This is a genomic window from Alteromonas sp. CH_MED4-4, assembly GCF_037029575.1.
GTDB classification, from domain to species: domain Bacteria; phylum Pseudomonadota; class Gammaproteobacteria; order Enterobacterales; family Alteromonadaceae; genus Alteromonas; species Alteromonas macleodii.
Genome location: NZ_JAYMEU010000014.1, coordinates 72,897 through 90,135, shown reverse-complemented (window position 1 = coordinate 90,135; position 17,239 = coordinate 72,897). Strand labels below are relative to the sequence as shown.

Sequence of the window (17,239 nt, the reverse complement as noted above, 5' to 3'; positions counted from 1 at the left end):
ACCGTTAGCGTTTAGTTGTGGTAGTGGTAGTAGTCGTTGTTGTGTTAGTGGTTGCAACGACTTTGTTTGGCGCAGGGTCTGCAGTAATGATCGTTTCGGTAACCACTAACGGCTGGTTATTATTAACGGAGGACTGATGGCTAGCTCCGTGAATACTGCGGCTACTCTCGTCAATCACACTTTCAGCAACTGCGCTACCTGCCACTACAGCACTGCCGGTTAGTATCACCGGAACAGCGACTACGGCACTCGCTACTGACGCCGTCGTTGCTAAGCCTTCAGATGCTGCAAGCGCGCTATGTTTACTGGCTTTGCCACTGTGGTCGATGGAATCATCTGCCATTACAGAATGGGTAAGAAGCGCACTACTTAATAGTGCAGTTAACATCAATGTTGAACGCGAATTTTTCATATCACTTGCTCCTAGTATGTAAAGGCGAGATGTGCCTGAACATGTTCTACACTAGAACCAAGAATAAATTTCGTAAACCACAATCGCTGATGTAGTATTAAACTACACCACAAGTATAAATATTTAATACCATGAGCCAAATTAACCTTGTTTACGACACGCTTAAACAATGTTTACGAGAGCAGCGATTTACCTACAAACAGATCGCACAGAAACTGAACGTAAGCGAGGCCAGCGTAAAACGAAATTTCTCTTTACAGGCTTTCAGCCTCGATAAACTGGAACAGATTTGTGAATGTCTAAATTTGTCATTAAGCGACCTTTTTAGCCTGTCGCAAAAGCAGCAGGAAAAAATATCACAGCTGTCTGAGAAGCAAGAAATGGAGCTACTTGCCAATCCCAAGCTACTGCTTGCAGCCGTATGTGTGCGTGATGGCTGGCGATTCTCGGAAATCATCAAGCACTACAATATTTCTGAGGTCGAGGGCATTAAGCTAATGACAACCTTAGACAAACTTAAGCTTATAGAGCTGTTACCGAACAACCGCTACAAGCTGCTCATTGCGCAAAACTTTCGCTGGATCCCTGGTGGTCCGCTAGAAAAATTTATGGAGCAGGAAGTAATGGTGAAGTTTATGGCTCCAAAGAAGAACGAGCCATGGATGTTTCGTTTCTATTTACGCGGCCGCTATTCTCAGACCTCGGTTTCCATTATTCAGCGCCGTCTTGAACAACTGCGACAAGAAGCAGCAAAACTCAGCAGCGAAGATAATGCCCTACCAATTGAAGAACGCCAGCACATTGGCCTTTTAATGGCGATGCGGCCTTGGGAGCCCTCGCTTTTTGAAAACATGAAGCGAAAATAACCCTGTCGAAGTATATTTGGGGGGGTCAGAGTACATTAAATAGAAAAGTACTCCGACCCCATTTTTTGCTACTCAGAAATGTACTCTGACCCCATTATTGAGAGGCGCTTTTTGCCTGCATAGTGACGGGTGCTCTGTTGGAGAGCAGCAGATAAACCATGCTGGCGATGATTAACCCTACAAACCATGCGTAGGCGTAAAGCGTATCGAAAACGGCTGGCACGCTTTCTAGAAAACCAGCTGCGTGAAGAAAACCGGGGATATTGGGTAAAATGCCTATAACAAGCGCAGTCACACCCGCCATGTTCCAACCGTTGTTCGCGCCATATTCGCCACTGTGTTGAAATAGCGCATCTATGTTTAAGGTCGATTTTCTTAAGATAAAATAGTCGGCAATTAGAATACCCGCGATAGGGCCAAGCAGCGCAGAATATCCCGTAAGCCACGTAAATAAATAGCCACCCGCGGTTTCAAGCAGCTTCCAGGGGAAAATAGCGACGCCGATACCAGCGGTTATATAGCCGCCCATTTTGAAGCTTATTTTCGAAGGCGCCATATTCGAAAAGCCATAAGCTGGGGCTACCATGTTAGCGGCTAGATTTGTGGTTAACGTTGCGAGTGCTAATGCAGCAAGTGCCAGCACTACACCCATGCCTCCCATTCGACCGGCTAGTGCAACAGGGTCCCATATGGCCTCACCATAAATGGTGACCGTTGCTGACGTTACCGCTACACCGATAAAGGCAAACAGCGCCATGGGTAACGGCAAGCCAATAGCTTGGCCTAACATTTGGTCTTTTTGTGATTTTGCAAAACGCGTGAAATCGGGAATGTTCAACGCCATGGTTGCCCAGAAGCCCACCATAGAGGTTAAGCCCGCGAAGAAGGCTGTCCAAAACTGCCCTTCTTTGGCTCCACCTTCAACAAACTGAGACGGCGTTGACAACATTTCGCCAAACCCACCAGCATTAACGTATGCCCAACCAAGAAGCGCTAAGCCCATTAAGATCAAAAATGGTGCAGCAAAAGTTTCAAGCCAACGAATAGATTCGGTGCCGTGTTTTATAAAAACCAAGTGCATCGCCCAGAAAGCGAAGAAGCACAAAGTTTGTGTGATATCGATACCTAAAAATGGTAGTGCCTGCCCCACAAAAGCGTCGCCGCTCACGCTATTTAGAATAACGTAAATGGCACTGCCGCCTACCCATGTGTTAATTCCAAACCAGCCACATGCAACAAGCCCTCGGGCCAAAGCAGGAATCTTCGCGCCTTTGGTACCAAAGGCGCTACGTAATAATACGGGAAAAGGTAAGCCGTATTTTGCACCTGCATGACCAATTAGCATCATAGGTACAAGCACGATGATGTTGCCCAACAGTACGGTGACAACCGCTTGATACCAATTCATGCCTTCTGATACCAGGCCGGCAGATAAGAGGTAAGTAGGTACACAAACCACCATCGCAATCCATAATGCTGCATAGTCTTTCCACACCCAGGTTCTGGTTACCGCGTTGGTTGGCGCTAAATCTTCATTCCATAAATCGCCATCGTAATGGGAAGGTTTTGTCATGGTATGATTGTTGGTGTTATCCACGATCTATTTCCTTATTGGGTTTGCTATTACTTGTTGCTTCTTTTTACACAGCGTCATGCTCGGCAAAGCGGTAGGTTAAAAAATGCATCAGCGCTCTCAACGGCGTAACGATTAGATTAGAGGCTCGCTGCTAACCTTTATTGGGGCCTGCTGATCTTTGGTGTACAACAAAGGTCAACAGCCCCTAGCAAAAAAGAAAAGCAAAAATACTGCCGCTTCGCGCGCTTTGTTAACGCAAAACCTAAATACCGTTTTGCTACGTCGGTATTTAGGCTAGCTACGCACGTTTCTTTTTAGAAGTAGGTGATACGCTTTATTTTGTTAAACAAAGCGCAACTACGCTAATTAGAAATTACGCCTTATCGTTACGCCATACGTCCTAGGCTTCGCATAGGAAATCTGGCTGGTTCCATAAAAACCAGTTACGTCAAAGCCAATAAGTTCATGGTCTGAGTCAAACAGGTTATCTACATAAGCCGCTATTAGCCATTTATCCTCAGCGTCTACCCAGGTTAAACGAGTATCAGCCGTGGCAAAGCTATCAATTTCATGAGCGGTAAAATTCCGCGCATTGTGAAAGGTTTCCGACTGATAATTGGCTGACAATTGGGCTGCCATATTGCCGTCGAAGGCGTCCCAGTTATAGCGAAGCATGGCAGACGCTTGATACTCTGGGGTAAATGGAGGTGTTGTATCAGCAAAGTACCCCGAGGCCACTTCTAAGTCTTCAACCACTGCATCGGTATATGAAAAGTTAACCATAACATCTAAGCTGTCTGTCGGGGTTAAGAACACTTCTAATTCAACGCCGCTAAATGAGGCTTCTTCGTTTGACACCACCCCCGCATTATTCACCCACGAAAACGACTGGTAATCGCTGTAGTCATAATAAAAAACATTGGCATTAAAAACGCCGCTTCCCTGCATAAAACTGTGCTTTAAACCCGCTTCAAACGCAGTAAGTTCTTCAGGTTCGTATAAGCTGAAACCTCCTTGAAGCGGGGCATTGAAACTCCCCGCTTTAACGCCCCGATTAATGCCTGCATAGTACAAGCTATTACCCACACTGTATTCCAGCTGTAGCTTGGCCGACCACAGATTTTGATCGTTAGAATCAACCAAAGTCTCTAAAGACGTCGTTGTGGTGTCAATTTCGATAACTCGGTCGTTAGTATTCTCGTTTTGATACACATTACCCACAAAGTCTTTGTCTTCACGGGTGTAACGCAACCCACCAACCAGAACAAGGTCGTCGGTCAAGCTATAGTCTATTTGCCCAAATACAGAGTATGACTCGGTTTCAAGAGATACCAAGGTGTTATTTTCTTCACCGCCTAAGAAAAAGGTGGTGGGTGAACCCGCCAAGCCTTGGCTATAGTCCGTATCGATAGACAGATAATAAAGCCCCCCAACCCACTTTAAGTCTGCGGATTCACCTGAAAAGCGAAACTCTTGGCTGAACTGCTCTATGGTGCTGTTAGATTGAAAAATAAGTTCGGGTGACGCGGTTTGGTCGGAGTCGAGGCCAACGGTACGTTTAAACTCTTTGAAATCAGACATGGCGAAGAAATCGAAGCTTTCAAATGCATAGTCTAATGTTGCCGCAAGCCCTTTTGACTTGATCTTGTTTTGATCGTCAAAGGCAAAGTCTTTATTTACTTTATTGCCCGACCCATCAGGGTCGAAGTTACCATTGAAATCGCCGCCTTGAACGGGACGGAAAGGATCGCCATTGAAGTTGCCGTCTACACACACGCCCGCTTGAATAGTGTCACAGCCAAGCGGGTCGTCAGCAGCATAAATAACGTCAATCACATTGCCGTCGGCATCTTTTATCTCGGTGGTGTTCACCACCTGATACGGGCCTTCACTTTTGGTTGTATCTGACCAGTTACCGCTTAGTAGCAGCGAGCCTTCTTCGCCAATGTCAAAGAGCAGCTGAGCACGAAACGCTTTAGTATCATCGTTGTACCCATCTTCACCGCCTCCCACAGAGCCTAAACGGGTATCGGGCGCGGCACCGTCTTCATAAATATTCTCTAGTATCTCACCTTGCTGATTGGTAAACCCAGAAAAGCGACCATAAATGCCGTCTGTTATTTCGCCTGATATCGCCCCTTCGAAGCGGTATTGTTCGAAACGTGCGGCAGTAAATTCCGCGTAGCCTTCTGTATCTGCAGTGGGCTTGGCGGTGATCGTATTAACCAGTCCGCCTGTGGCATTTCTTCCGAATAATGTTCCCTGTGGGCCTTTAAGAATTTCGATGCGAGCCACATCGAATAAACCAAAGGTTTGTGCTTGGGTACTGGCTAAATAGCCACCGTCAACGTATACGGCCACCGGCGCTTCCGCCAAGTCAGCGTAATCGTTTTGCACCACGCCTCGAATATTGAAAATAGCACGCTGACCACCGATATCACCGGCCAACGATACGCCAGGGGTAAACGCGATAAGCTCAGTACTACTTTCAAGGCCAAGTGCCTCTAGTTGTTCACCAGAAAACGCAGTAATAGCGATCCCTACATCGCTTATATTCTCGTTGCGCTTTTGCGCGGTAACTTCAATACTTTCCCAAACATTCTCTGCAGCAAAGGCCGCTGGCGTACTTAACGCCATAGCTACGGTTAACGCCAGCAGACGCTTGTGTGTGTTTAACGTATGCATGTTTTACTCTCGTTTATAGTTCTTTTTAACAAGCCTTGCGGCGGTGTTGTCCCGATATTTTTATAAGAGTAACGGTCGACGTGAACTGCATATCGATTGCCACTGGGGTGCAAACCTAAGGCAGGACTGGAGAGGAACTGCCAAAGGCTTGCGGTTTTAAATTGTTATTATCGATGGCTCATGGCTGAGCCTAAATCTCTGTTCTTTTACCTGCTGCGAGCAACTATTTGCCATACAGGCTTAATAGTTACCGTGCGTGGGCAAAGTTTTTATGGTCATTTATGGTTAATCAAGGTCAGTACGCCATGACATTAACTTGGAAATGAAAAGCTCACTCCTTCTCGAATGCCGCTTGAAGGCCAACGTTGAGTAATGGTTTTGCGTTTGGTGTAAAAGCGTACGCCATCCGGGCCGTATGCGTGAAGGTCACCAAAGAGTGAGCGTTTCCAACCACCAAAGCTGTGATAAGACACGGGTACTGGCAGCGGTACGTTTATGCCTACCATGCCTACTTGGATATTGTCTGAGAAGTAGCGGGCAGCCTCGCCATCTCGGGTGAAAATACACGTACCGTTGCCGTATTCATGGCTGTCAATGAGCTGCATGGCTTGTTCCATGCTTTTAACGCGCATAACTTGTAGTACAGGGCCAAAAATCTCGGCTTTGTAGCTGGCCATTTCCGGCGTAACCTTGTCGATAAGCGTTGCACCTAAGAAGAACCCGGTCTCGTAGCCTTCTACGCTAGGGTTTCGGCCATCAACGACCACATCAGCCCCTTGCTCAGCAGCACTGGTTATGTAGCCTTCTACTTTCTCTTTGTGCTGAAGTGTAATCAGTGGGCCGAAATCGTTAGTCGCATCGTCAAAAGCCCCTACTTTTAAGCTTTTCATGGCTGATTGCATTTTATCTACAATTTCATCTGCCACTTTGTCGCCTACGGCAACCACGACTGATAACGCCATGCAGCGCTCGCCTGACGAGCCAAAAGCAGCACCTAAAAGCTGATTCACTGCGTTGTCGATGTCGGCATCGGGCATCACAATAGCGTGGTTTTTAGCGCCACCTAATGCTTGGCAGCGCTTGCCATTAGCATTGGCTTTCGAATAGATGTATTCGGCGATGGGCGTTGAACCCACAAAACTCACCGCTTTAATGCGCTCGTCATCTAGTATTTGATCAACCGCTTCTTTGTCGCCATTTATAACGTTAAAAACGCCGTCGGGTAGCCCTGCTTCTTTGAGTAGCTTGGCTAGGAAAATGGCGCAGCTTGGATCGCGCTCAGAGGGTTTTAAAACAAAGGTGTTGCCGCATACAATGGCAAGCGGAAACATCCAAAGGGGCACCATGGCCGGAAAGTTAAATGGTGTAATTCCCGCCACCACGCCAAGAGGCTGAAACTCGCTCCAAGAGTCTATGCTTGGGCCAACATTTTTACTGTGCTCGCCCTTTAACAACTGGGGTGCACCGCAGGCAAACTCAACATTTTCAATACCGCGCTGTAATTCGCCTGCCGCATCATGGCTTATCTTGCCGTGCTCCGCACCAATTAATGCAATAATTTCATCGGCATGTTCTTCAAGTAAGCTTTTAAATTTGAACATAACGCGAGCGCGCTTACTTACTGGCGTATTACGCCACTCAACAAACGCATTTTGCGCGCTGACGATAGCGTCGTTTACCGTCGCTTTTGATGCCAGTAAAACCAGTTTTTCTGCCTCGCCCGTCGCTGGGTTATAAACATCTTGCATGCGCCCCTTTGGGGTACAGGTTTCACCGTTAATAAAGTGGCCTACTACTTTCATTATTTGTCTAATCCTTTAATTATGCGTCTTTGCACGCGCTGTGATAGCCGCGCTGATAATATAAAAGCGCGTCGGCTTCTGGGTCTTGCTTGATATCCACCACCTGGCAAAAAATAACGTCGTGAGTGGCCACACTTTTAACGTCCGTAATAATGCAATCGAAGCTAACTGCAGCATCGGCAAGCCTTGGGCAACCGGTCGTCGATTCCACCCAATCACCAATTTCAAAGCGTTCGTTCATGGGTGCTTTGCCACCAAACGTGTTTGAAATTAACTGATGCTGTGAGGTAAGGGTGTTGATAACCAAATGCGTGCTGTTTTTAAAAACCTGATGTACAGACGCACCGCGATTCAAACAAACCAGCAAAGTTGCAGGAGTATCGCTTACACTACATACGGCGGTTGCCGTGAAGCCTGCACGCCCTTCTGGACCAGTGGTTGTAACGACGTTTACCGCTGCCGCCAAACTCGACATACCTTCTCGATAAGCTTCGGGAGTTACCGGGGGTAGCACTTCTGTTACTGCGTTTTTTATTGCTGTAATAGTCATACAAATATCCTTTCAGTTGGCGTTACACGATTTGGCAGGCTTGCTCGAAACTTAAACGAGGTAAGCGTTTATGTACTTTCTCTTTATCGCCGTAGCCAATGTTCAGTAAGAAATTCACCTTCCACGTGCTATCTGAAAAGAAAGTCTCGTTGAGTAATGTGGGGTTGAAACCAGACATGGCGCCAGCGTCAAGGCCTAAGGCACGAACGGCGCTTATTAAGTAAGCCCCCTGCATAGAGCTATTGCGCATGGCAGTCTCATAGGCCGCTTCTGGGCTTGAAGTAAACCAGCTTTTCGCATCTGCATAAGGGAATAAGGTAGGAAGCTCTTCGTAGAACTCTTCGTCGTAGGCGACAATAACCGTACAAGGTGCAGTCATGGTTTGCTCAACGTTACCGCTTGAAAGGCAAGGTTTAAGTTTTTCTCTCCCTTCATCTGAGGTAATGAAAACAAATCGCGCTGGACTACAATTTGCCGATGTCGAGCCTACTTTTACTAAGTCGTACAGCTGTTTCAACACGTCTTCTGAAATAGGTTTGTCGTGCCATTTGGTGTGGGTATGCGCATCGGTAAAGAGTTGGGCTAGTCCAGCCTCGTCAAGCGGGCTAGTTGCTTTAAACTCTGTATTTTGTGTATCAGTCATTTTAAATTCATTCCAGTTTTATCAAATCTTTTAAACACTGCACTATGTTTTCGTTTTTTACGCTTAGCGCTTTTTTAGCTGCTTTCGCGTTGACGCTGTACTTGCAGCTTGCTTAGAAAGTTTTCGCCTCTTTAGCTGAAAACACCCCAAAGCCTGATGCAGTGTCATGTTCACGTTAGGCCACTTGCCCTAAATAGCTGCGCAGCAGTTCATTAAACGCAATTGTGTTTGTAATGCTTGATGCATGCCCGCCGTATTCCATGACCGACAATTCGGCGTTGGGCATAGCTTCAGCCAACATCTGTGAACGCTGCCACGGCACCAAGGTGTCGTCTTTGTTGGCAAGCGCTAACGTTGGTGTGGTGATGGCGTGCAAACTCTCATCGATATTGAACGTACTAAGGGCACCAATGCGGGCGAGCAGATTTTCTTCGTTTGGAAAATGGTTGAGTAAGTGCGCCTCTTCCTCTGCCAATTGAGCGGCATTCGCGGCTATCCAATCAGGCGGAAACAGCAGCAGCGCCTGAAGTTGCAAATACATGTCCTTTCTGCCTGCCGCCAATAACGCTTTGCGTATGTTAAAGCAGCGCAATGTGTGCGGATTTGGACTGCTCCACGCATTTACCAGTACTAAACTTTGTAAAAGCTTAGGTTTAGACAAAGCAAGCTCAAGCCCTACCAAACCACCCAGCGCGTGACCGACGAAATGGCACGCTTGCACTTCAAGTTTTTTAAGAAGTGCAGCGAGTTCATCCGCCATATTAGAAATGCTGTAATTTGCTGGCAAGTCACCCACACTTTTGTTGGTGCCATAGTGATCGTAAGTGATCACTCTGTAGTCTTGGGCAAAGTCACCCAGTTGCGGCTGCCAAAATTTAGCTGCCCCGCCCAGCCCTGAACTAAACACAATCGTAGGTGCGTCGGGCGACGTCAGACCGTGTATTTCGTAATGTAACTTGTTACACATTTCGCCGCTAATGTGGGCGTAGCTTGCCTGCACATCAGAATGCATAAAGCTCACCTATATAAAACCAGTGGGCGCAGTTCACGGGAAGTCCAAACATAATCACCTACCCAATGTGTGCTACAGACGCAATTTCAATTAAGGCTTCAGGCTTTACCAGCCCAACCTTAATGCAGTAGCGCGCTGGCTTTTCACCTGGAAAGTATTCGGCGTACACCTTGTTTACCGCGGCGTAGTCATCCCAATCGGTAATAAAAATTGAGTTGAAGGTGACGTCATCCATAGTGCCGCCCGCTTCTTCGATGACACTTTTAATGGTTTCTAGAACGTGGCGCGTTTGTGCTTCGGCGTCGCCCACGTGGACTACGTCGTTGTTTTCGTCAAACGGTAAGGTACCTGACACATATAGAATATTGTCAGCCATAGAGCCTGGAACAAAAGGAGCTATTGGTTTTGATGTACCTGCTGGAATAATGGCTTTCTTTGGCATGTTCTTATCCTTTTCGTTGCGCTTTCTATGCGTTGCTGCCTAGCGCCTATAAGTGGTTTACTTCAATTCGTGCTAACTGATTTATCGTGTTGTTTTTGTCTGCGTGGCTAGTAGATGCTAAGAAGAAAGCACCTAACTCGTCCCTTCAAATACTTCACAGAACTGCGCGGTGGTAGACACCCACCCGAAAAACGTCTGAATGTTGAAAAGTGAGGCCTCGTGAATGTCTGGCGGGCCAGCTTGATATGCCGCATCGGCCAGCACCACACCAAAATATTCCAGGTGGAAGCCATCGCGCAGCGTAGATTCCACACACACATTGGTTGCAATGCCTGTAAACACTAAGTTGCGAATACCGCGTGCGCGCAGCATGCTGTCTAAATTAGTATTGTAAAAACCGCTGTAACGGGTTTTGGGAATAACGATATCGCCATCTTGAGGCTTTAGCGCATCGACAAGCGCGTAATCCCAAGTACCCTTGGCCAGCAAACTTCCCTTAAGCTCTGGTTGTTTGCGCATGGTTTTAAGGGCATTAGACTTATACCAGTTCGGCGAACCAGGGCCTCCGGCCTCTTTGTAGTCGGCATCCCATCCATTTTGTAAGAACACCACCGGCATGCCTGCAGCCCGCGCTGTTTCAAGCACTTTAGTGGTGTTTTCAATGACTGGCGCCGTAGTAGACACATCAAAACCCGCCTTGTCTAAGTAGCCGTTTTTACTGGCATAAGCGTTTTGCAAATCCACCACAATAACGGCAGTTTCCGCAGGGTTTAACGTCAACGGTTCGGGCTTAGCTGGTAGTACGGGCTGCCCCGTCTGGCGCGCTTGAAAGCACCCTGAGACCTCAAATATTTCACCGGCTGACATTAGGCGGCTCCCGATGTGCTAAGCAAATGCTGACGGGATTTCATTAGCGGCTGAATTTTAGTGCCGAAATCATCCATGCCTTTAAGGAAGTCATCGAAGGTCAGCAATACACCTTCACAGCCCGGCACTGTGGCTATTTCATCAAGCATAGAGGCCACCGACTCATAAGAACCCACCAGCGTCCCCATGTTCAGGTTTACTGCTGAGGTTGGGTTGGTCATATCGCGGATATTCGTGTCTTTACCCGATTTCTTATCAGCAGCTCCTTGCGTTGCCATCCAGTCCAACGCTGACTGATCTTTGCCGTCTTTATAGCTTTCCCATTTCGCCATGGCGGCTTCATCCGTCTCATCGGCAATAACCATGATAAGTACCGCTGAACCTACGCTGCGACCGTGTTTTTCAGCCGCTTCAGTTAAGCGCGCTGCGGTTGGTGCAAAAGCGGTAGGTGTATTTACGCCTTTACCAAAGCAGAAATTATAGTCGGCATGACGGGCAGAGAAATCCATGCCTGCTGCGCTTTGACCGGCACAGATAAGTGGAATTTTTCGCTGTGGCTTGGGCAACATTCGGCAATCATCCATTTGGAAATGCTCGCCTTTAAAATCGCTTTTTCCGGTTTCCCATAATTCTTTGACTACCTGAATGTATTCATCCAAATACTCATAGCGGTTACCGAAAAATTCATCGCCCGGCCACATACCCATTTGCGAGTATTCAGGGCGTTGCCAGCCAGTGACTAGGTTTACGCCAAAACGTCCGTTGGAGATAGAGTCGATGGTACTGGCCATGCGCGCCATGATTGCAGGCGGCAAGACTAGTGTGGCAGCCGTGGCATATAGTTGAATTTTTGAGGTAACAGCAGCAAGGCCTGCCATTAACGTAAACGACTCTAAGTTGTAGTCCCAAAATTCGGTTTCACCGCCAAACCCTCGCAGTTTGATCATAGAGAGCGCAAAATCCATATCGTACTTTTCAGCCTTCATTACAATCTCTTTGTTGAGATCGAAGGAAGGTTTGAACTGAGGCGAATTTTTCGAAATTAGCCAGCCGTTGTTCCCAATCGGAATAAATACACCTATATCCATGTTGTACCTCTGCTTGTATGCGTTTTAAGCGGTTTATCCCGCTTTTTTTAAGGTTGCCGAATTCAAAACATTGAAGTGGCGGTATACTTAGTGAACAGCATAAAGCAGGCCAATTTATTTAATCTATAAATTTCAGTCACTTACAAAATTCAACAACCCAAATTGGACTTATTGGTTCAATTTGGAACACCAAGTCCAGTGCAATTGAACTTAATTGGTGCATATTTGTGCAAATGGGTTTATAGCGACGAGAACTCCACGTAAACTAAGCGCCTGATCACGGAAATTCCGGTAAAGAAGAGACAAGTAGTGAGTAAATCTGAAGGTCAAACAATTACGAAATCAGCGAGAGCATTTAGCCCGACCACGCAAAAGCGAAGAGAAAAAGCGTTATTAGAAAAGCGTACTCGCATTATGGATGCTGCCCTTTCCTTGTTCTCAAAGAACGGCGTGAGTGGCACCACTGTAGAGCAAGTATCGGAACTAGCGAATGTCTCAAAAAGTAATTTACTGTATTACTTTAAAAGTAAAGAGGGTTTGTACTTATCGGTTATTACCCACCTTTTAGATGTGTGGTTAACACCCCTTCAGAGCTTTTCAGCAGAACAAGACCCTATAGAAACCCTGAGCGACTATATTAAAGTAAAACTTGAAATGTCGAGGGACAATCCAGCTGAATCTAAGCTTTTTTGTATGGAGGTGGTACAAGGTGCCCCTCTTTTAATAAAGGAATTAGAAACGCCGCTCAAAACACTGCTGGACGCGAAAAGCGCCGTCATTATCGAATGGATTGAAGCGGGTAAGCTAAAGCCTGTTGACCCAATACACTTGATATTCAGCATTTGGGCCATTACTCAGCATTACGCCGATTTCAGCGTGCAGATCAAAGCCGTAACCGGTAAAGATTTAAGCGATCCCGCTTTCTTCGAAAGCACGCTAAGCAACATTCAGCACATTATTTTAGGCGGGCTAAAGCCAGCGTAATACTTGATGCATGAGTTGCCATGGGCGTGGAATAAATTTGAGGGAGGGTCTTTTGGCGCTCTCGCATGTGGAGGACATTAACCACTCTTACAATGGTAATAGTGACGAACTTTCTTTCAAAAAACCTTCCAGTCGCTCGACCTGGGTAATTGCCACGCCCCCGTAGCGCTTTTCAATCAACTTTAAATCATACAGCTTCATTAATGATTTATGTGCGGTAAGTACGGTAACGCCCAATCTTTCAGCATAATCGCTTTGCCTTAAGGGTATAAAGACGTGCTTAGAGGTAAGATACGATTGATAAATTAGCTTAGCTAACTGGACGTGAGTGGGTAAGCGTCGAATATCATCCAACCTTTCCAGCGCCGAGTGAAGCTTTATTGCCAGTGACCGGGTGATGAATTCAGCAATCGCTGGATGTTGGCTTGTCAGAGAACGAAAAGCAGGTTCAGGTATTTGTAATACCTTACATTCCGTTAGCGCTTCAGCGTGATGCGTTCTTGCAAGTGATGCATACAATGTGAACTCGCCAAACGTATCTCCTCGTTGCAATACAGTAGTAATTTGATAACTGCCGTCCAGGCCATAATTACCAACCTTTACTTCTCCTGATACCACAACAGACAGCCCTTTGTTTTTACTTCCCCTATCGTGAATTGTCGAGGTAGCCGCATAGGTTCTTAGCGTTCCAAAAGGCAAACAAAGCTCGACGTAGTCGTCAGGCATAATGGTTTGCTGCTTGCCGTGAATGTAAGACATGACATTCAAATCTATACAAGTATATATTTTTGCATGTTAACGCAATGTAAATTCACTCTCAACAATCTCTTGGTGGGAGTCATTACAATGGGTTATCAATGGGCAATTTTAGCGGTTTTTATCATGTTTGCTTTGCTGGAAGCGAAGAATGGTAAGCTATTTAAAAAAGCGACAGAAGTAAGCGATGATGGAAAAGTAGAGCTGATAGGCACGTTACTCTTATTTATTGTAACCCAGCCACTGGTTCTATTTTGTTCTGCAACAATGATGGCACTAGCATTTCCCCAATATCAGGGAATACTTGTAGATTCCCCTATTCTCTTGTACATAGCGCTACTTTTGATTTTCGATGACATGATGCAATATTGGTGGCATAGGCTCTCACATTCCACCCGATTTCTTTACAACTTACATAGAGCCCACCATAACGCTAAGTACATGAGCGTTCGCATTATTTACAGAAATAACTTTTTCTATTACCTGTTTATGCCTTCGCTATGGTTTTCCGGCGCGCTAATCTACCTAGGATTGGGTTGGACCTATGCCTTTTACTTGGTGGTTAAACTTACCGTTATCACCGGCGCCCACGCAGAGTGGAAATGGGACAAAACACTGTACAGTATTCGGTGGTTACATCCTGTAGCCTGGGTAATTGAGCGCACGATATCAACGCCTTCTACACATAGTGCGCATCATGGATTAAAAGCCGATGACGGCGTGACCAACTACAAAGGTAATTATGGAAATCTGTTGTTCTTCTGGGATGTGCTATTTGGTACCGCTAAGATCACCAGGCAGTATCCTGCGCAATACGGTATTGAGGGGATGTTTTACGCCAACTGGAAAGAACAGCTTATTTGGCCGCTTTATAAAACACCGCGAAAGCCTAGAGTAGTGCGAAGTCCATCGACGAAAGTGAACGATGCTAGCCAACCTTTGATACCGAACACAAAACAAATACCTACGGGTGAAACAATTGAAAGTAAAGCCTAGCGCATTGATACGCAGCAAGTGGGTTCGTGCTAGAATAGGGTCTTAATCTAGAACAAGCAGCGGCACTTTATGAATCAACAACCTAATAATCCCTTACATGGCTTAACGCTAGAGAAAATCGTCACGCAACTTCACGAGCGTTACGGATGGGATGGATTGTATTACCGCATCAAAGTGAACTGCTTTAATAACGATCCTTCGATTAAATCGTCACTTAAGTTTCTTAGAAAAACCCAATGGGCGCGAGATAAAGTAGAGCAGCTTTATATACAGACGTTTAGTAATAATGCCTCAAATGGTGAATCTTAAAGCCATTTGAGCTGCAAAAACTTGAAACCGGTTTCCACAAAAACGATCCAAGTGGGTCTGAGCCGCTTGGGACATTAGACAAATAAACCAAGCATTAGTACGAGAAAAAGCCCAATAAAACCTATTAGGGTGGCCATACACGTCCAAGACACAAACGTGTCTTTCACAGAAATATCAAAATAACGGTTTACGATCCAAAACCCCGTATCGTTCACGTGAGACATGGCCGTAGCGCCTGCCGCTATAGCAATTGTCATCAGGGCGAGTACTGATGGTGAAAACGCCAGTTCCTGCACTACAGGGCCCATTAAACCAGCAGCTGTTAACATGGCAACCGTTGCCGAGCCTTGAATAATTCTGACTGAAATTGCAATAAGAAACCCGGCTGCCAACGGTGGGAGCGGCGATAATGCGACAACATCGGCGAAGGCCTGCCCCGCCCCAGAATCGATGAGCACTTGTTTAAACATGCCACCCGCGCCTGTCACCAGTATGACTAGGGCAACCGGTTCTAACCCTCTTGATGCAATGTTTCTAATTTGTTCGCTTGATAAGCCTTGCTTCTTCCCTAGCACTTTAAAACAAGCAATGGTTGCAATGGTCAGGGCGATAAAGGGATGCCCAATAAATAGCAACGCCTCCTTCAAGACACCTTCGGAAAGCATAAACTTTGCCAACGTACCCACCAGAATAGCCACTAGCGGAAATGTCAGTAGCGCCGCAACTGAACCAAAGCTGGGGAGTTCCTTTGGCTTTTTATGTGAAGCTTCAATGATATGGTTTGGGACAGGTACGTGCAGGCGTTTCGCTAAAAATGTTGCGTAAATTGGGCCAGCTAAACAGGCGCAAGGAATACCAACGATAAAGCCGAACAAAATGACTAAGCCGATATCCGCCCCTAAAATTGAAGCTACCGCTACAGGTCCTGGTGTTGGAGGAATAAAAGCGTGAGTGACAGCGAGTCCTGCTGTGAGCGGGATTCCATAATAAATAAGCGACTTTCCTGATTTCTTTGCTAACGAATAAATAAGAGGCATTAATATGATAAGCCCCACTTCAAAGAAGACAGGTATAGCAACAAGAAACCCCGTTAACACAACCGCCCACTGACTATTCTTATCACCAAATTTATTGTTGATAGTTTGCGAAAGCCTATCAATGCCGCCGGATTCTTCTAAGAATTGCCCGAACATAGCACCAAGGCCAACAATGGTCGCTACAAATCCCAGCGTGTTGCCCATGCCTGACTGCATGGAAGCCAGTACGTCGGCCGCTTGCATTCCCGTACCCAGGCCAACAAACGCTGCTGCCACAAGGATAGCGATAAAAGCATGAACTTTTCTAACTACAACTAAATATGTGAGAAGTACAATGCTACAAATGGCGACAAAAAGAAGGGAAAAAGTATCGGTCATACGTGCTCTCTGGTACCTGTTAGTGACATTGTCTTCATGTTGACGAAGCCATAATACGGAAATCACCCGCTACCTTTACAAGCTAAGTTGAAAAACCCAGCCAATGTTAAATATTTATTAATACAAGATAGCTATCTGGTAACACTATTATAATCACCCCTTGAACGCAACCGGTTTCCAAACTAATATTTATGAGTAAGATGGAGACCAAATAACTCGCTCTTGATGTACTCCTGAATTTTAATGTGAGAGATAAGCTTATGACCCATTGCCATGTATTTTTCGTTTCGGGAGTTTCAGGGACGGGAAAATCGACATTGAGCCAGCATTTAGCCCAACGTTTTGACATGCCTTTCGAAGAAGGAGATCGTTACCATAGCGAGGCAAACGTAGAGAAAATGTCTTCAGGTATACCACTGCAGGATGCAGACAGATGGGAGTGGTTAATTACGTTAAACATGATTGCCAAGCAACACATTCACGCCGGCCGGAACGTGGTTATAAGCTGTTCAGCGCTGCGCTCAGCCTATCGTGACGTGCTAACCAAAGATATCGCGCCTCACTGCCACTTTATTTACCTTCATGCGTCACAGTCTGTGCTTAGTGCGCGATTAAAACAACGGGAGCATTTTTTTAACGGTGATGCTATGCTCGAAAGCCAGTTTGCAGCCTTAGAGCTGCCTTCTAAAGACAACGCATTCATTATTGATGTTACACAAACTTTCGAGTGTGTTTCTCAGCAGGCGGAAGACTTTATACACCCTTTGATATCGAATTAAACATCACGACATTAACACTCACTTCCGCGCGGATTAGCGGACCTAGCAGCATATAAA

The 17,239-nt window shown here is 46.2% G+C and carries 17 protein-coding genes; 5 read left to right on the top strand and 12 right to left on the bottom strand.

Going from position 1 to position 17,239, the window contains the following annotated elements; all coding sequences use genetic code 11:
- Positions 1 to 4: 4 nt before the first annotated feature.
- A complete protein-coding gene (locus WA381_RS11565) occupies positions 5 to 412 on the bottom strand; it encodes a hypothetical protein (RefSeq protein WP_014950770.1) in 408 nt (135 codons plus the stop codon).
- Between the two features lie 131 nt (positions 413 to 543).
- Between WA381_RS11565 and WA381_RS11560 the strand changes: the two genes are divergently transcribed.
- Entirely contained in the window at positions 544 to 1,278 is a 735-nt protein-coding gene (locus WA381_RS11560) for a helix-turn-helix domain-containing protein (RefSeq protein ID WP_039228657.1), read from the top strand.
- A 94-nt stretch (positions 1,279 to 1,372) separates the two neighbouring features.
- Here WA381_RS11560 and WA381_RS11555 read toward each other — a convergent pair whose 3' ends face one another.
- The 9 genes from WA381_RS11555 to rutA all read right to left on the bottom strand — a co-directional run bounded on the left by WA381_RS11555 (position 1,373) and on the right by rutA (position 11,943).
- Entirely contained in the window at positions 1,373 to 2,875 is a 1,503-nt protein-coding gene (locus tag WA381_RS11555) for an NCS1 family nucleobase:cation symporter-1 (RefSeq protein ID WP_156078856.1), read from the bottom strand.
- Positions 2,876 to 3,220: 345 nt separating this feature from the next.
- Entirely contained in the window at positions 3,221 to 5,539 is a 2,319-nt protein-coding gene (locus tag WA381_RS11550) for a TonB-dependent receptor (RefSeq protein WP_156078857.1), read from the bottom strand.
- A 311-nt stretch (positions 5,540 to 5,850) separates the two neighbouring features.
- Positions 5,851 to 7,341, bottom strand: coding sequence for a CoA-acylating methylmalonate-semialdehyde dehydrogenase (locus tag WA381_RS11545; protein ID WP_156078858.1), 1,491 nt, complete (start codon positions 7,339 to 7,341; stop codon positions 5,851 to 5,853).
- Between the two features lie 19 nt (positions 7,342 to 7,360).
- The gene (locus tag WA381_RS11540) at positions 7,361 to 7,891 is read right to left on the bottom strand and encodes a flavin reductase (RefSeq protein WP_136783787.1); all 531 of its coding nucleotides are present in this window, start codon (positions 7,889 to 7,891) and stop codon (positions 7,361 to 7,363) included.
- Positions 7,892 to 7,913: 22 nt separating this feature from the next.
- On the bottom strand, positions 7,914 to 8,534 hold the full coding sequence (locus WA381_RS11535; protein ID WP_156078859.1) for a malonic semialdehyde reductase: 621 nt from the start codon (positions 8,532 to 8,534) through the stop codon (positions 7,914 to 7,916).
- 175 nt (positions 8,535 to 8,709) lie between these two features.
- Complete coding sequence (gene rutD, locus WA381_RS11530; protein WP_081106114.1) at positions 8,710 to 9,546, bottom strand: pyrimidine utilization protein D; 837 nt, start codon at positions 9,544 to 9,546, stop codon at positions 8,710 to 8,712.
- A 58-nt stretch (positions 9,547 to 9,604) separates the two neighbouring features.
- Positions 9,605 to 9,988: a pyrimidine utilization protein C gene (gene rutC / locus WA381_RS11525; protein ID WP_061486583.1), complete on the bottom strand. Its 384-nt coding sequence runs from the start codon at positions 9,986 to 9,988 to the stop codon at positions 9,605 to 9,607.
- 132 nt (positions 9,989 to 10,120) lie between these two features.
- Positions 10,121 to 10,855: a pyrimidine utilization protein B gene (gene rutB, locus WA381_RS11520; RefSeq protein WP_039228642.1), complete on the bottom strand. Its 735-nt coding sequence runs from the start codon at positions 10,853 to 10,855 to the stop codon at positions 10,121 to 10,123.
- Positions 10,855 to 11,943, bottom strand: coding sequence for a pyrimidine utilization protein A (rutA, locus tag WA381_RS11515; protein WP_014950780.1), 1,089 nt, complete (start codon positions 11,941 to 11,943; stop codon positions 10,855 to 10,857). Before rutA ends, rutB begins: the two co-directional genes overlap by 1 nt.
- Before the next feature lie 309 nt (positions 11,944 to 12,252).
- Between rutA and rutR the strand changes: the two genes are divergently transcribed.
- Complete coding sequence (gene rutR / locus WA381_RS11510; RefSeq protein ID WP_014950781.1) at positions 12,253 to 12,927, top strand: HTH-type transcriptional regulator RutR; 675 nt, start codon at positions 12,253 to 12,255, stop codon at positions 12,925 to 12,927.
- An 87-nt stretch (positions 12,928 to 13,014) separates the two neighbouring features.
- Here the strand turns inward: rutR and WA381_RS11505 are convergent, their stop codons facing one another.
- Positions 13,015 to 13,686 (bottom strand): Crp/Fnr family transcriptional regulator, encoded by a 672-nt coding sequence (locus WA381_RS11505; RefSeq protein WP_156086952.1) that lies wholly within the window; start codon positions 13,684 to 13,686, stop codon positions 13,015 to 13,017.
- 87 nt (positions 13,687 to 13,773) lie between these two features.
- On the opposite strand from WA381_RS11505, the gene WA381_RS11500 reads away from it, so the two are divergent.
- Both WA381_RS11500 and WA381_RS11495 read left to right on the top strand, forming a co-directional pair.
- Entirely contained in the window at positions 13,774 to 14,679 is a 906-nt protein-coding gene (locus WA381_RS11500; RefSeq protein ID WP_014977457.1) for a sterol desaturase family protein, read from the top strand.
- 69 nt (positions 14,680 to 14,748) lie between these two features.
- Positions 14,749 to 14,988: a VF530 family DNA-binding protein gene (locus WA381_RS11495; protein ID WP_014950784.1), complete on the top strand. Its 240-nt coding sequence runs from the start codon at positions 14,749 to 14,751 to the stop codon at positions 14,986 to 14,988.
- Positions 14,989 to 15,062: 74 nt separating this feature from the next.
- Here the strand turns inward: WA381_RS11495 and WA381_RS11490 are convergent, their stop codons facing one another.
- A complete protein-coding gene (locus WA381_RS11490) occupies positions 15,063 to 16,403 on the bottom strand; it encodes a GntP family permease (protein ID WP_014977458.1) in 1,341 nt (446 codons plus the stop codon).
- A gap of 260 nt (positions 16,404 to 16,663) precedes the next feature.
- On the opposite strand from WA381_RS11490, the gene WA381_RS11485 reads away from it, so the two are divergent.
- Positions 16,664 to 17,182 carry a gluconokinase gene (locus WA381_RS11485; RefSeq protein WP_044583774.1) on the top strand — a complete coding sequence of 173 codons (519 nt, stop codon included), beginning with the start codon at positions 16,664 to 16,666 and terminating at the stop codon, positions 17,180 to 17,182.
- Positions 17,183 to 17,239: the final 57 nt, after the last annotated feature.

Bases quoted from the DNA above. Each gene is read 5' to 3' on its own strand.
- rutA (WP_014950780.1), bottom strand. From the start codon at position 11,943: ATGGATATAGGTGTATTTATTCCGATTGGGAACAACGGCTGGCTAATT.
- WA381_RS11495 (WP_014950784.1), top strand. From the start codon at position 14,749: ATGAATCAACAACCTAATAATCCCTTACATGGCTTAACGCTAGAGAAA.
- WA381_RS11560 (WP_039228657.1), top strand. From the start codon at position 544: ATGAGCCAAATTAACCTTGTTTACGACACGCTTAAACAATGTTTACGA.
- WA381_RS11505 (WP_156086952.1), bottom strand. From the start codon at position 13,686: ATGTCTTACATTCACGGCAAGCAGCAAACCATTATGCCTGACGACTAC.
- WA381_RS11535 (WP_156078859.1), bottom strand. From the start codon at position 8,534: ATGACTGATACACAAAATACAGAGTTTAAAGCAACTAGCCCGCTTGAC.
- WA381_RS11490 (WP_014977458.1), bottom strand. From the start codon at position 16,403: ATGACCGATACTTTTTCCCTTCTTTTTGTCGCCATTTGTAGCATTGTA.
- WA381_RS11545 (WP_156078858.1), bottom strand. From the start codon at position 7,341: ATGAAAGTAGTAGGCCACTTTATTAACGGTGAAACCTGTACCCCAAAG.
- WA381_RS11500 (WP_014977457.1), top strand. From the start codon at position 13,774: ATGGGTTATCAATGGGCAATTTTAGCGGTTTTTATCATGTTTGCTTTG.
- rutC (WP_061486583.1), bottom strand. From the start codon at position 9,988: ATGCCAAAGAAAGCCATTATTCCAGCAGGTACATCAAAACCAATAGCT.
- WA381_RS11550 (WP_156078857.1), bottom strand. From the start codon at position 5,539: ATGCATACGTTAAACACACACAAGCGTCTGCTGGCGTTAACCGTAGCT.
- rutB (WP_039228642.1), bottom strand. From the start codon at position 10,855: ATGTCAGCCGGTGAAATATTTGAGGTCTCAGGGTGCTTTCAAGCGCGC.
- WA381_RS11540 (WP_136783787.1), bottom strand. From the start codon at position 7,891: ATGACTATTACAGCAATAAAAAACGCAGTAACAGAAGTGCTACCCCCG.
- WA381_RS11565 (WP_014950770.1), bottom strand. From the start codon at position 412: ATGAAAAATTCGCGTTCAACATTGATGTTAACTGCACTATTAAGTAGT.
- WA381_RS11485 (WP_044583774.1), top strand. From the start codon at position 16,664: ATGACCCATTGCCATGTATTTTTCGTTTCGGGAGTTTCAGGGACGGGA.
- rutD (WP_081106114.1), bottom strand. From the start codon at position 9,546: ATGCATTCTGATGTGCAGGCAAGCTACGCCCACATTAGCGGCGAAATG.